Genomic DNA, 14,269 nt, shown 5'->3' with positions numbered 1-14,269 from the left:
GACAATTCGCGACACTGCTCATTATGGCGGTTGCGCTTGGCATGGATGCTTTTTCGTTAGGAATCGGAATCGGGCTGAAGGGGATTCGCCTGCGCGATGTGCTCCGGTTAAGCAGCATTATCGCGTTATTCCATGTGCTGATGCCTCTTGGCGGCATATATGCCGGACATTTTGTCAGCGGACTGCTTGGCCATGTTGCGACGATGGCTGCGGGCGTGCTGCTGCTTTTGCTTGGCGGGCACATGATTTACAGCTCGCTCAAAGGGGAATCGGTCCAAACGATGGACTACCGTTCCTCGATCGGAACGTTTTTGTTTGCGTTCAGCGTCAGTATCGACTCCTTCTCCGTTGGCGTAACACTCGGCATGTTCGAGGCCGATATTTTGCTGACGGTGTTATTGTTTGGGTTTTTCGGCGGGTTAATGTCCGTACTGGGACTGCTGCTTGGGCGCCGGGTCAGCGAAAATCTGGGCGGCTACGGGGAGGCGCTTGGCGGGACGATCTTGCTCATTTTCGGTCTTTTATTTATATTTTAATACATCAATGGAATCAGCCATACCAGAAAGGGGAATGCAGCATGACGCGCATCTTGTTTGTTTGTACCGGCAATACCTGCCGCTCGCCGATGGCGGAAGCCATGCTGAGGACGATGGCGGAGCAGAAGGGGATATCGCTGGAGGTTCGTTCCGCCGGAGTATCTACCATTGACGGACTGCCGATCTCGTCGCATGCGGCAACAACGCTGCGGGGCAAATCGGTCGAGCACCGCGGCTCGTCGCGCGCGTTAAGCGGAGAAGCCGTTGCATGGGCGGATCTCATTCTGACGATGACAGCCGGACACAAACGCGGCTTGCTCAACTATTTCCCTGAAGCCGTGGATAAAGCTTATACGCTCAAGGAATACGTTAACCAGGATACGGCCGTTCAGGCGGACATTGAAGAGCTCGAGCGCCTGTATACGGAGATGCATATGAAGCAGGCGCTAGGCCAGCAGCTGTCGACTGCGGAACGTTCCCGTCTTCTGGAGCTGGAGCGCCGGATCCCAAGCTTCGATATCGCCGATCCGTTCGGCGGAACGCTTGGCATGTACGAAAGCTGCGCCAAGGAAATCGAAGAGAGCCTGAAGTCCCTCCTTCAAATGCTTCAAAAGGGATGATATTCCATGCCGGAATTAGGCCCGATTTATGCGTATATTTGATTGATTTTCACGGTTGAATAAGCTATCATGAAGGTAACAAAGACGGTTTCCGATGTAACTGGCGACGGAAGTGGGTAACCACGGTGGAGCATCGGAACATACGGCCGGTCGCCTGGGCAAAGAGCAGCATGCTAGTGATAGCATGTCATGCTCTTTTTTCGTCTTTTTGAGTATTTTAGGTATAATAAGTCCGTATGATTCGACAACTAGCAGGAGGGTTTTGCGTTGAAAATTGCAATTGGTGCAGATCATGCGGGTTACCGTCTGAAAGATGAAATTGTTCCGTTTCTTTTATCGCTTGGTCATGAAATTGAAGACTTGGGCTGCGACTGCAGCCAGTCGGTGGATTATCCCGATTATGCGCTGCCTGTGGCAGACAGAGTGGCCGGCGGTCAGGCTGACCGCGGCATTCTGATTTGCGGCACGGGTATCGGCATGTCAATCGCGGCGAACAAAGTTCCGGGTATCCGCTGCGCGCTGGTGCATGATATGTTTTCGGCACAAGCCACCCGCGAGCATAACGATACAAACGTGCTTGCGATGGGCGAGCGTATTATCGGCCCTGGTCTTGCGCAGGAAATTGTCCGCATCTGGTTGGAAACGCCGTTCTCTGGCGGCGATCGCCACGTTGGGCGTGTCCGGAAAGTGAAGGAAATCGAGCAGCAGTATACGGTTCATCCTTAGGTCCATGCTTTCGAAGCAAGAATTATCATTAACCGCTTAATTAACTGGCCATCGGTGTAATTAATCCTTAAGCGATTCGTGTGATCATTCTTTGTATTCATAGGAGGTATGTACAATGAACAATCAAAAGGAAACCATTACTATTGCAGCCGATGTGGAGACTATTGTAAGGGAACTTGTTGTAGCAGGAGGACTGAGAGCCGGCCAGCTGCTTGTTGTCGGCACCAGCACAAGCGAGGTGCTTGGCCATAAGATCGGAACTTCGGGAACGGTCGAGACGGCCGCCCAGATCTATGCAGGCATTGAAGCGGTCCGGAAGGACGTGGGCTTTTATCCGGTATATCAATGCTGCGAGCATTTGAACCGGGCGCTTGTCCTCCCCCGCGAGGCGGCGGACAAATACGGGCTGGATGAGGTTGCGGCCGTACCCGTTCCGAAGGCAGGCGGTTCAATGGCCGCTTACGCTTTCCGGCATCTGCCCAATGCTTGTCTGGTTGAGACGGTTCAGGCGCATGCGGGCATCGATATCGGCGATACCTTTATCGGCATGCACCTGCGCCGGGTTGCCGTTCCGGTCAGACCGTCCATCCGGTCGATTGGCGCAGCCCATGTTACGATGGCTTTTTCGCGGCCTAAGCTGATTGGCGGAGCGCGCGCGGTATACACCTTGGAAGACAGCGGCCTGGCGTCAGAGCAGACGTCAGGAACTTGCGACTAATTATATTTAGGAGGCTTTTCACAATGGAAAACTTACGTAACCAAGATCCTGAAGTATTAAAGGCAATGGGCCTTGAGCTGCAGCGCCAACGCGACAACATCGAACTGATCGCATCCGAGAACATCGTAAGCGAAGCGGTTCTGGAAGCTATGGGTTCGGTCCTGACGAATAAATATGCAGAAGGCTACCCTGGCAAACGTTTCTACGGCGGCTGCGAGCATGTGGACATTGTGGAAGACATCGCACGCGAACGCGCTAAAGAAATTTTTGGCGCCGAGCATGCGAACGTTCAGCCTCACTCCGGCGCGCAAGCGAACATGGCGGTATACCTTGCCGTCCTCAAACCAGGCGACACGGTTCTTGGCATGAACCTGGCACACGGCGGTCACTTGACGCACGGCAGCCCGGTTAACGCATCCGGTCTTCTATACAACTTCGTTGCTTACGGCGTAGAAGAAGATACGTTTACAATCAACTATGAAGAAGTTCGCAAAGCGGCCTTCAAACATCGTCCTCGCTTGATCGTTGCCGGCGCGAGCGCATACCCGCGCACCATCGATTTCGAGAAGCTTGGCCAAATTGCTCAAGACGTAGGCGCATTGTTCATGGTGGATATGGCTCATATCGCGGGTCTTGTTGCGGCAGGTCTGCATCCGAACCCTGTGCCTCATGCGCACTTTGTTACAACAACAACTCACAAAACGCTCCGCGGTCCTCGCGGCGGCATGATTCTTTGCCGTCAACCTTGGGCAGCGGCAATCGATAAAGCGGTATTCCCTGGTTCGCAAGGCGGTCCTCTGATGCACATTATCGCAGCAAAAGCGGTAGCATTCGGCGAAGCGCTTCAACCATCCTTCAAAGAATACGCGCAAAAAGTAGTCAACAACGCAAAAGTATTGTCCGAGACGCTGATTGCGGAAGGCATCAACATCGTTTCCGGCGGTACGGACAACCACTTGATGCTGATTGACACGCGCAGCCTGAACATCACGGGCCGCGACGCTGAGCACGTTCTTGACTCGATCGGCATTACGGCGAATAAAAATGCGATTCCATTCGATCCAACAAGCCCGTTTGTAACAAGCGGTATCCGTCTTGGCACTCCGGCTGCCACTTCCCGCGGCATGGACGAGAAAGCCATGAAAACAATCGGCGAAATTATCGCAATGACGCTGAAGAGCCCGAAAGACGAAGCGGTATTGGCGAAAGCAACCGGCATGGTCCGCGACCTGACTGCTCAATTCCCGCTTTACCCGAACATGAAATACTAATAGCTATCTTTGCAAAAGAGGCTGTTCCCAAAGGTCCAATCGACCGCTTGGGAACGGCCTCTTTTTTATTTAGATATAGTCATTTCGCTACGCAGATATAGAAGTAATGGAATTGTTCGTTGTTTAATCGTTCTCTATGATTTGAAAGGGGAGCATTTGGAGCGCGATGGCCGTTTCGCCTTGGTGTTATGAATTAAGTTAAAGCGAATGCAGCATGATATATAAGCGGGTTCCACGAAACTACATATCTCGTCAAAATTCGACAATTTCAGAAATGTAATTTCTGGGGCGTGACAAATCAATATAAATTATGTATATTTGTTTATGGTATATTAATTAACATTACTTTTGTACTAATTTGGTCTGAACATTTGTAAAACAGGGCGATTGAACATATGTTCATTGATAATTATTCAATGTTTCGTATTATTTCTCGCATTGTTTAATTATGTAATGTCAAATTATTACAATAGCAAGCAAGAGGAGAAGATCCAGGGGAGGAAGTAAAATGTCGAAGAAGAAGTATGGCTTTACCATGATTTCCGTACTGCTTGCACTGGCTCTCGTAGCTGTCGGCTGTACACCTAAGCAAGAGTCCGGAAGCAGCGAAGGCTCTGTGTTCCGCATGAACCTTGCAACTGAACCGCCGTCCCTTGACCCGGCTCAGGTACAAGACCAAGTGTCCGCAACTGTTGTAAACGGTTTGTTTGAAGGTCTGACTCGTAAGAACGAGAAGGGCGAAGTTGAACCAGCTGTCGCTAAAGAGTGGAAAATCTCCGACGACGGCAAGACTTACACGTTCACCATTCGCGATGACGCGAAATGGAGCAACGGTGACCCGGTAACTGCAGGTGACTTCGAATACGCTTGGAAGCGTGCCCTCGATCCTAACCTGAAGCCAGCAGCGTCTGCTTATGCTTACCAGCTGTACTACATCAAGAATGCGGAAGCTTACAACACTGCCGCTGACGGCGTAACGGCTGACGATGTAGGTGTTAAAGCGGTTGACGACCACACGCTGCAAGTAGAGCTGAACTCGCCAACTCCTTATTTCCTTGGTCTGATGTCCTTCACTGTTTTCTATCCGGTTCACAAATCGGTTAAAGAAAACGAGCAATGGGCAACTGACGTTTCGACTCTGGTATCCAACGGTCCGTTCAAAATGAGCGAGTGGAAAAAGAACAACTCCATTACGATCGCTAAGAACGACAACTACTATGCAAAAGACGATATCAAGCTCTCCAAGGTTGTCTTCTCTGAAGTTAACGACTCGAATACAGAGCTGAGCATGTACCAAACAGGCGAACTGGATTATGCGGGTATGCCTACTGGCTTGATCCCTAACGAACAATTCCCGACATTGAAGCAAAACAATCCGGATGAGTTCAAAATCCAAGGCAGCGCATCGATCTACTACTACCTGTTCAATACAACGCAAAAGCCTTACGATAACGAAAAAATCCGTCAAGCGCTCTCGATGGCAATCAGCCGTCAAGATATCGTTGACAACGTAACAAAAGGCGAGCAAAAGCCTGCTTACGGTATCGTTCCTCCAGGTATCAAAGGCGAGAAAGAAGACTACCGTACGGAGCATCCGGACAACTACTTCAAAGAAGACGTTGAAGAAGCGAAAAAACTGCTTGCTGAAGGTCTGAAAGAAGAAGGCCTGACGGCGATGCCTACGGTTAAAGTGACTTACAATACAAACGAACTGCACCAAGCGGTTGCTGAAGCAATTGCTGAAATGTGGAGCAAAAACCTCGGCATCAAAACCGAAGTTAGCAAGCAAGAATGGGGCGTATTCCTCGACAACCGTAACCACCTGAACTACGATGTGGCGCGCGGCGGTTGGGGCGCTGACTACGATGATCCAATGACGTTCATCGACCTGTTCTCGTCGAAATCCGGCAACAACAACACTGGCTTTGCTAACAAAGAGTACGATGCTCTGATCAAAGAAGCTTACAGCACTGACGATCAAGCTAAACGTATGGAAGCAATGTCCAAAGCTGAATCGCTTGTAGTTGGTACTCGCGCGATTATGCCGATCTACTACTACAGCACAGTTTATATGATTAAGCCTGGATTCAAAGGCATCTTTATCGACTACAAAGGCGACATTGATTACAACCGCGGATACTACGAAGCGAAGTAATTAAAGCTCGGCACGAATTGAGGGATATATGCGGCCTATGATAGCTGCATATATCCCCTTTCACTTTTAACTTTCGGAAGTTTAAACCTTTTAATTTTCGAAAGCTTATGCTTTCTAAGTAATGAATCATCATAATGGCTCTGATAATGGCTATTCGGGTGATCGTTCATTTAAAGTCCATGCTTACGATGTAAGAATCATCACAAATAACCATGGTAATGGCATTTTGTGTGATCATTCTTTTCAGGAGGTGCCATGACGTTTGGTCCGCTATGTGCTTCAGAAGCTGTTGTTCATGATCGTATCGATCTTTGTACTGGCCTCGGCCACTTTTTTTCTGATGAAGGCCATTCCAGGCAACCCGTTCCAAAGTGAGAAGAACATTCCTCCCGCCATTCAAGAGCGTTTGAATGAAGCGTATGGACTTAATGATCCTCTGGGTGTTCAATATTTGCATTATTTGAACAACCTGATTCACTTTAATCTCGGGATGTCCATGAAACAACAGTACGTTACTGTAGTTGATATTATTAAGACAGGTTTTATCTACTCGCTCCAAATCGGTATCTTCGCCATTATTTTGGCGATTGCAGCCGGCGTTTTGTTCGGTCTGATTGCTGCGCTTAACCACCGCAAGTTTCTTGACGGCTTTACGATTTTGCTGGCAGTACTTGGTGTATCGATACCGAGTTTCGTTGTCGCTCCATTCTTGCAGTATGTATTTGGCGTCAAATTGCGCTGGTTCGACGTAGCCGGATTGAATGACCCGACGGACTTTATTATGCCGGTCATTGCTTTGTCTTTCCTGCCGGCCGCGTTTATTGCGCGACTTGTTCGCTCCAGCATGCTGGAAGTGCTTAGCGCCGACTATATGAAAACAGCACGCGCCAAAGGCTTGTCCGGCCGCGTGATTCTCGTTCGCCACGCTTTGCGCAATGCCATTTTGCCGGTTGTTACCTACATCGGTCCAATGACGGCAAACATCATTACCGGTTCCGTTGTCATTGAACAAATTTTCGGTATCGGCGGTCTTGGCAAGTTCTTCGTCAACAGTATTACCAACCGTGACTATACGCTTATTATGGGACTCACGCTGTTCTATGCCGTCATTCTGATGCTGGCGCGTTTCCTTACCGATATTGCTTACGGATTCGTGGATCCGCGTATTAAAATGACCAGCAGGAAGGGGGGCTAATCGATGAAGGAACAAGCTGTGCTGCAGCCTAACGATTTCGAAAAGCTGAGCCATGACGAGAAGCAGCCGGAGACGGTTGTCCGTGAAAGCATTTCCGCTTGGAAAGACGCCTGGTTTCGTCTGAAATCCAATCGTATGGCGATGATCAGCCTTTGGATATTAGCCCTTATCGTCCTGATGGCAATCTTCGGCCAGACCATCGCTCATCAATTTACGGGCAATGATTTCTCTACAAACGATCTGAAGGCAACCAACCAGGCGCCATCCGGCGATCACTGGTTCGGTACGGACGGCCTTGGCCGCGATATGTTCGCAAGAACATGGATGGGTGCGGGCATTTCGCTTCAGGTAGGTATTTACGCAGCGATTGTCGATTTGATCGTTGGCGTTATTATGGGCAGTATCATGGGTTACTTCGGCGGCAAAGTCGATGAAATTCTTAACCGTATTTGCGAAATTTTATATTCGATCCCGAGCTTGCTTGTCGTTATCCTGCTTATTGTCGTTATGGAACCAAGCATGTTCACCATTATCGTCGCTTTAAGTATTACGGGCTGGATCAACATGGCCTGGATCGTTCGCGGTCAAATCATGCAGCTCAAAAATCAAGAGTATGTTCTTGCCGCGCGTGCACTCGGTGCAAACCCTGTTCGAATCATGTTCAAACATCTTATCCCGAATGCGATGGGCCCGATTATCGTTACCATCACGATGACGGTTCCGAATGCGATCTTCGCAGAAGCATTCCTCAGCTTCCTTGGTCTTGGCGTTCAATCGCCGGCCGCGTCACTCGGTACTTTGATTAATGACGCCATCAAGGCGATGACTGTATATCCATGGCGTATGCTGTACCCGGCAATTTTGCTCAGCTTGACCATGCTTTGCTTTAATATTTTCGGTGATGGTCTGCGTGACGCACTTGATCCGAAGATGAAAAAGTAGGAGGTGCAACTATGGAACGTTTGCTCGAAGTGAATGATCTTCGTGTTAATTTCAAAGTTCGCGGCGGTACCGTACAAGCGGTACGAGGCGTTAACTTTCATATAAATAAAGGCGAAGCCGTGGCGATCGTTGGTGAGTCCGGCTGCGGTAAGTCCGTAACGGCGCAAACGCTGATGCGCCTTATTCCAAGCCCGCCTGCGATGACCAGCGGTTCGATTATGTTCAAGGGACAAGAGATCTTGTCCAAGACGCCGAAAGAAATGGAAAGCATCCGCGGCAAAGAGATGGGCATGATCTTCCAGGATCCGATGACCTCGCTTAACCCGACGCTGACCATCGGCCGTCAAATTACGGAAGGTCTGATTAAGCACCAGGGCATGAGCTCTTCGGCTGCCCGCGCCCGTGCGGTAGAGATGCTGAGTCTCGTAGGCATTCCGAACCCGGCGGCACGGTTTAACCAATACCCGCACGAGTTCTCCGGCGGTATGCGCCAGCGTGCGATGATCGCTATCGCGCTCGCTTGCAATCCTTCGCTTCTTATTGCCGATGAGCCGACTACGGCGCTCGACGTAACGATCCAGGCGCAGATTCTGCGCGTGATGAAGGACCTTCAGGAGCGCATGGGGACTTCCATTATCCTGATTACGCATGACCTTGGCGTCGTTGCGGATATTTGCGACCGCGTTATCGTTATGTATGCAGGTAAAGTGGTAGAAACCGGAACCAAGTGGGAGATTTTCAAAAATCCGAAGCATCCTTATACTAAAGGCCTGCTTCGTTCCGTGCCTCGTCTGGACCAGAAAAAAGACGAGCCGCTGATTCCGATCTTCGGTACTCCGCCGGATCTCATCAAGCCGCCGGTAGGCTGCAGCTTCTGCGCGCGCTGCGACGAAGCGATGCGCGTCTGCGTCGACAATGATCCGGAGCTTCTGCCGGTTGACGGCAATGAATCGCATAAATCGGCATGCTGGATGGCGCATCCTTACGCGAAGCCTGCGAAACGGGAGGTGTCCGTATGAGCGAGCCGTTAGTAAAAGTTAGCAATCTGCGCAAGTTCTTTAACTTGGGCGGAGGGAATATTCTGAAGGCGGTCAACGAGATCGACTTCTCCATTGCCAAAGGCGAGACCGTTGGCGTCGTTGGCGAATCCGGCTGCGGCAAGTCCACGGCCGGCCGTACGATTCTGCGTTTGTACGAGCCTACGAGCGGCAACGTTACGTTTAACGGCGAGGACATCTACAAGATGAAAGGCGCCAAGCTGAAGCAAATGCGCCGCGATATGCAGATGATCTTCCAGGATCCTTATGCGTCGCTGAATCCGCGGATGACCATTACCGACGTTATCGGCGAAGCGCTTGATATCCACGGGCTGGCGGGAAGCCGCGCCGAGCGCAAGCGCAAGGTTGAGGATCTGCTGGATCTGGTTGGTCTGAATCCTGACCATGCTACCCGTTATCCGCACGAGTTCTCCGGCGGCCAACGCCAGCGGATCGGTATCGCCCGCGCTCTTGCGGTTGATCCGAAGTTTATTATCGCGGACGAGCCGATCTCCGCGCTCGACGTGTCGATCCAGGCTCAGGTCGTGAACCTAATGCAGGATTTGCAGCGGAAAATGGGCCTGACTTATCTGTTTATTGCCCATGATCTGTCGATGGTTAAGCATATCAGCGACCGCGTTGCGGTTATGTATCTCGGCAAAATCGTTGAGCTTGCGGAAAGCAGCGAGCTGTATAGCAGCCCTGCGCATCCGTACACGCGTGCTCTTCTGTCCGCCAATCCGATTCCGGATCCGGAAATTGAAGCTACCCGCGAGCGTATCGTACTCGCCGGCGATCTGCCGAGCCCGATTAATCCGCCTGCAGGCTGCCAGTTCCATACTCGCTGCCCGATGGCGACGGATAAATGCAAAACCGTTGAACCTAAGCTTGTCGAAGTGAAAAAGGGGCATTTTGCTTCTTGTCACTACGCATCGGTATAATTTTACAGGACGAAGCAGAGATTACATCTGTTTCGTCCTTTTTTGTAGACAAACCGTCGTTATATAGCCATAAAACTCTGGATGCATCGCAGGGGGCGGAATGATATAATAAACGGGATTGTGTCCAAGACTATAGGGATAACTTATTCACACAGGAGGAATTACGCTCCATGAGCAAAGTGGTTATATGCGACCATCCATTGATTCAGCATAAGCTGACCTTTATTAGAAACAAAGATACCAATACGAAGGACTTTCGTGAACTGGTGGACGAGGTAGCCACTCTGATGGCTTACGAAATTACAAGAGACGTACCTCTTGATACCATTACGGTGGAGACGCCTGTCGCAACGACGGAAGCGAAAGTGGTGTCCGGACGCATGCTGGGGCTTATCCCGATTCTGCGTGCGGGACTTGGTATGGTTGAAGGGATGCTTAAGCTGATTCCGGCCGCAAAAGTTGGTCATATCGGACTTGTCCGCGACCACGAAACACTCCAGCCAACCGAATACTACATTAACCTGCCTACGGATGCGGCTAACCGTCAGCTGATCGTTATCGATCCGATGCTGGCTACGGGCGGTTCGGCGATTGCGGCGATCAACTCGCTGAAGAAGCGCGGCTGCGACCAGATCAAGCTGATGTGCCTGATCGCTGCTCCTGAAGGAGTCAAGGCGGTACAGGATGCGCATCCTGAAATCGATATTTACCTTGCCGCCCTCGACGATGCTTTGAACGAGAAGGGCTACATCGTGCCGGGTCTCGGCGATGCCGGCGACCGTCTGTTCGGTACGAATTAATAAGAATGTCGCAAATCGCTCTAATTGAGCTCTTTAAGTCACCATTCATTTAAAGCGTATGCTTACGAAGAATGAATGTCGCAAATCGCTCTAATTGAGCTCTTTAAGTCACCATTCATTTTAGGAGTGAGTCGTTTTGTCTAAACTGAAAGTAATGACGATTTTTGGTACCCGTCCGGAAGCCGTAAAGATGGCTCCGCTTGTACTGGAATTGAACAAGCATGCCGATCAGATCGAATCGATCGTCTGCGTTACGGCGCAGCACCGCCAAATGCTCGACCAGGTGCTTGATTTCTTCGAGATTCAGCCGAACTACGACCTGAATGTCATGAAGGACCGCCAGACGTTGACCGAGACAACCGTACGCGTTCTGGAGGGCCTGGACCCTATTCTCGCGGAAGCGAAGCCGGATATCGTGCTTGTGCATGGCGATACGCAGACGACGTTCCTCGCGAGCTATGCGTCCTTCCTGAAGCAAATTCAGGTCGGCCACGTCGAAGCCGGTCTTCGTACGTGGAACAAGCTGTCCCCGTATCCGGAAGAAATGAACCGCCAGCTGGCGGGCGTTCTGTCGGATGTGCATTTCGCCCCTACGGAATGGTCTGCTGGCAACCTGCGCAAGGAGAACAAGTCGGAAGCGTCGATTTACGTAACGGGCAATACCGCAACGGATGTCTTCCAATATACGGTTGACCCGTCGTTCTCCCATCCGGTCATCGAGTGGGCGAAGGGCAAGCGCATGATTCTGATGACGGCGCACCGCCGCGAAGCGCTTGGCGAGCCGCACCGCAACATTTTCCGCGCGGTTAAACGGATTGCAGACGAGCATGAAGACGTGGCAATCGTTTATGCCGTTCACCCAAACCCGGCGGTAAGAGAGCCGGCTAACGAAATTCTTGGCAATCATCCGCGTATTCAATTAATCGAACCGCTTGATGTTTTCGAATTCCATAATTTCTATCCTCATGCGTATATGATTATGACCGATTCCGGCGGCCTGCAGGAAGAAGCGCCGTCGTTCGGCGTGCCTACTCTGGTGCTGCGGGACACAACGGAACGTCCGGAAGGAATCGAAGCCGGGACGCTTGAACTGGTCGGAACGGATGAAGACACGGTATACAACCGTGCGCGCGCTCTTCTGAACGACGCGGCCTTGTACGAAAAAATGAGCAAATCTGCCAATCCTTACGGCGACGGACAAGCTTCCGCGCGTATTGTTCAGGCGATTTTGCATCATTTTGGAAGAACTAGCGAGCGGCCAGAACCGTTCACACAACGTTCATAGTTTTTGAAGCGGACAGCTGCTAGATAAGCAATGTACAGCATACAGTGGTACTGTACGGTTTGAAGCTCGGAAAATCCTTTATTTATAAGGATTTTCGGGCCGCTGTTCACTAAATGTTTGAATTTAAATGAATTGACAAAAGTTTAACAGCTTCGATAAAATAAATGAGAGTTTTGGAGTGATTCCGCATGGATCCATCCAAAGAACAACCGTCCAAAGATAATCAGAATAAGTCGGATCATGGCAGTTTCGGAGACGACCCTTGGAGAGCAATGGGATTGGTCGGCACTATTGGGGCCGATCTAGCCGCATGTCTGGGGCTTGGCTACTGGCTCGGTCATAAAGCCGATCTTGCAAACGGTACCGAATACTATTCCATCATCGGACTGGTAGCGGGCCTTGCAATAGGCATCATTACGGTTATATTCCTGATTAGGACGTTTGCGGGAGGCAAAGCGAAATAATGGACGATTTGTCGGCCCACTTGAAAGCCGTTACAAGAGTTACTTTCTTATTCATGTCCCTATGCTGCATCGCTTGGGCAGTGCTGCCCGAGTACGAGAGCTGGTGGGGCGGTCTGATGATCGGGGGAGCAGCCAGTCTAGTAAACGCAAGAATACTTGGCTGGAAGGTTACGAAGATCGGAGCGAATGCCGCCGCGCAAGGTACGAAAAGGATGAATATCGGCTTTTTCACCCGGGCGTGCGTCGCGTTGTTGGCAGTTGTGATTGCGACACAAACATACACGTTTCAGCTTTCAGCGACTGTTGCCGGATTATTTGTCGCACAATTGGCAACACTCATACTGGGATTTTTGTCCAGAAGAAAGCTGATGGCGTCGAATCCTACCGATGAAAGGGGTGAAAATAACTAATGGATCATATTTCTCCTATCGTTCATGTAGCTGGAATCGAATTTGATTTGGCCGTAATCGCGATGATTTTGATCACTAGCATCATTGTCTTTGTACTTGCGAAGCTCTCAGTGAGAAACATTTCGGTTACGAATCCGACGAAGCTTCAGAACTTCCTGGAGTGGGTTATCGAATTCGTGCAGAACATTATCGGTACGTCTATGGACCTCAAGAAAGGCCGTCCATATCTTATCCTCGGTCTCACCCTGATTATGTATATTTTTGTCGGCGACATGCTTGGTCTGCCGCTGGGTATCGTTACTGAAGTGCATCACGGTGCGTCAATCTTCGGTATGAACCTTGATTTGGGCGGGGAAGAAGAAGCGCATATCGCTTGGTGGAAATCACCGACTGCCGACGTTGCAGTAACAGGCGCTCTGACGCTGATCGTTATCCTGCTGACGCATATCGAGGGTCTTCGTCTCAACACGAAGCATTACCTGAAACACTATGTTGAACCGCATTGGCTCTTCCTGCCTCTGTCCCTGATCAAAGAAGTATCGAAGCCGTTGTCGCTTGCTTTGCGTCTATACGGTAACATCTTCGCGGGCGAGGTCATGATTGCCGTAATCCTCGGAATGGGTGTTTGGGGTATCCCGGCGCTTGTCGTGTGGCAAGGTTTCAGCGTATTCGTAGGTGCAATACAAGCATTCGTATTCTGTATGCTTACGATGGTTTACATGTCGCAAGCGATTGTGCATGAAGAGCATGGCGAGCAGCATTAAAGGCTTCAAACCGGCGGAATACCGGCGGTAAATATAAAAAACTATTTTCACGAAAATTGAGGAGGATTTTTCTAATGGGAGCATTGGCATTAGTTGCAGCAGCAATTGTATTCGGTTTGGGCGCACTTGGCGCAGGTATTGGTAACGGTCTGATCGTAGGTCGCACAGTTGAGGGTATTTCCCGTCAACCAGAACTTCGCGGTACTCTTCAAACAACAATGTTTATCGGTGTCGCACTCGTCGAAGCACTTCCAGTTATCACACTGGTACTCGCGTTCATCTTCTTGGGTAAATCCTAATATCGCAAGCATAAACATGGCGGGGAGTGTGGCTTTGCCTCCACGCCTTCCTTTTTGTTCAGCCCCGCACAGCGGGGCGGCAATTCCGAATGAAATTGTTTTAAGC

The 14,269-nt window shown here is 50.4% G+C and carries 16 protein-coding genes and 1 riboswitch; all 16 genes read left to right on the top strand.

Annotated features, from left to right (window positions below; translation table 11 throughout):
• Positions 1-23: 23 nt before the first annotated feature.
• Entirely contained in the window at positions 24-536 is a 513-nt protein-coding gene (locus PGL01S_RS26240; RefSeq protein WP_283094428.1) for a manganese efflux pump MntP, read from the top strand.
• A gap of 41 nt (positions 537-577) precedes the next feature.
• Positions 578-1,156, top strand: coding sequence for a low molecular weight protein arginine phosphatase (locus tag PGL01S_RS26235; protein WP_127497927.1), 579 nt, complete (start codon positions 578-580; stop codon positions 1,154-1,156).
• 86 nt (positions 1,157-1,242) lie between these two features.
• Positions 1,243-1,323: riboswitch (ZMP/ZTP riboswitch) on the top strand.
• A 100-nt stretch (positions 1,324-1,423) separates the two neighbouring features.
• On the top strand, positions 1,424-1,882 hold the full coding sequence (rpiB, locus tag PGL01S_RS26230; RefSeq protein WP_127497925.1) for a ribose 5-phosphate isomerase B: 459 nt from the start codon (positions 1,424-1,426) through the stop codon (positions 1,880-1,882).
• A gap of 115 nt (positions 1,883-1,997) precedes the next feature.
• The gene (locus tag PGL01S_RS26225) at positions 1,998-2,600 is read left to right on the top strand and encodes a TIGR01440 family protein (RefSeq protein WP_127497923.1); all 603 of its coding nucleotides are present in this window, start codon (positions 1,998-2,000) and stop codon (positions 2,598-2,600) included.
• 23 nt (positions 2,601-2,623) lie between these two features.
• Complete coding sequence (gene glyA / locus PGL01S_RS26220) at positions 2,624-3,871, top strand: serine hydroxymethyltransferase (protein ID WP_127497921.1); 1,248 nt, start codon at positions 2,624-2,626, stop codon at positions 3,869-3,871.
• Between the two features lie 508 nt (positions 3,872-4,379).
• Positions 4,380-6,026, top strand: a complete 1,647-nt coding sequence (locus PGL01S_RS26215; protein WP_127497919.1) for a peptide ABC transporter substrate-binding protein — start codon at positions 4,380-4,382, stop codon at positions 6,024-6,026.
• A 262-nt stretch (positions 6,027-6,288) separates the two neighbouring features.
• A complete protein-coding gene (locus PGL01S_RS26210; RefSeq protein WP_127497917.1) occupies positions 6,289-7,221 on the top strand; it encodes an ABC transporter permease in 933 nt (310 codons plus the stop codon).
• Positions 7,222-7,224: 3 nt separating this feature from the next.
• Positions 7,225-8,163 carry an ABC transporter permease gene (locus tag PGL01S_RS26205; protein ID WP_127497915.1) on the top strand — a complete coding sequence of 313 codons (939 nt, stop codon included), beginning with the start codon at positions 7,225-7,227 and terminating at the stop codon, positions 8,161-8,163.
• Positions 8,164-8,174: 11 nt separating this feature from the next.
• Positions 8,175-9,182, top strand: a complete 1,008-nt coding sequence (locus tag PGL01S_RS26200; RefSeq protein WP_127497913.1) for an ABC transporter ATP-binding protein — start codon at positions 8,175-8,177, stop codon at positions 9,180-9,182.
• Positions 9,179-10,141 (top strand): ABC transporter ATP-binding protein, encoded by a 963-nt coding sequence (locus tag PGL01S_RS26195; RefSeq protein WP_127497911.1) that lies wholly within the window; start codon positions 9,179-9,181, stop codon positions 10,139-10,141. The genes PGL01S_RS26200 and PGL01S_RS26195 overlap by 4 nt, the downstream gene beginning before the upstream one ends.
• 170 nt (positions 10,142-10,311) lie before the next feature.
• A complete protein-coding gene (upp, locus tag PGL01S_RS26190) occupies positions 10,312-10,941 on the top strand; it encodes a uracil phosphoribosyltransferase (RefSeq protein WP_127497908.1) in 630 nt (209 codons plus the stop codon).
• 136 nt (positions 10,942-11,077) lie between these two features.
• Positions 11,078-12,226 carry a non-hydrolyzing UDP-N-acetylglucosamine 2-epimerase gene (wecB, locus tag PGL01S_RS26185; protein ID WP_127497906.1) on the top strand — a complete coding sequence of 383 codons (1,149 nt, stop codon included), beginning with the start codon at positions 11,078-11,080 and terminating at the stop codon, positions 12,224-12,226.
• A 188-nt stretch (positions 12,227-12,414) separates the two neighbouring features.
• On the top strand, positions 12,415-12,690 hold the full coding sequence (locus PGL01S_RS26180) for an AtpZ/AtpI family protein (protein WP_127497904.1): 276 nt from the start codon (positions 12,415-12,417) through the stop codon (positions 12,688-12,690).
• On the top strand, positions 12,690-13,100 hold the full coding sequence (locus PGL01S_RS26175; protein WP_127497902.1) for an ATP synthase subunit I: 411 nt from the start codon (positions 12,690-12,692) through the stop codon (positions 13,098-13,100). Before PGL01S_RS26180 ends, PGL01S_RS26175 begins: the two co-directional genes overlap by 1 nt.
• The gene (atpB, locus tag PGL01S_RS26170; RefSeq protein ID WP_127497900.1) at positions 13,100-13,864 is read left to right on the top strand and encodes a F0F1 ATP synthase subunit A; all 765 of its coding nucleotides are present in this window, start codon (positions 13,100-13,102) and stop codon (positions 13,862-13,864) included. The genes PGL01S_RS26175 and atpB overlap by 1 nt, the downstream gene beginning before the upstream one ends.
• 74 nt (positions 13,865-13,938) lie before the next feature.
• A complete protein-coding gene (gene atpE / locus PGL01S_RS26165; RefSeq protein WP_015847364.1) occupies positions 13,939-14,163 on the top strand; it encodes a F0F1 ATP synthase subunit C in 225 nt (74 codons plus the stop codon).
• The last annotated feature ends 106 nt before the right edge of the window (positions 14,164-14,269 follow it).

It is taken from the genome of Paenibacillus glycanilyticus NBRC 16618, from assembly GCF_004000805.1.
Taxonomy (GTDB): domain Bacteria; phylum Bacillota; class Bacilli; order Paenibacillales; family Paenibacillaceae; genus Pristimantibacillus; species Pristimantibacillus glycanilyticus.
Note: the sequence above shows the minus strand (reverse complement) of the source record. Positions and strands in the feature narration are given on the sequence as shown.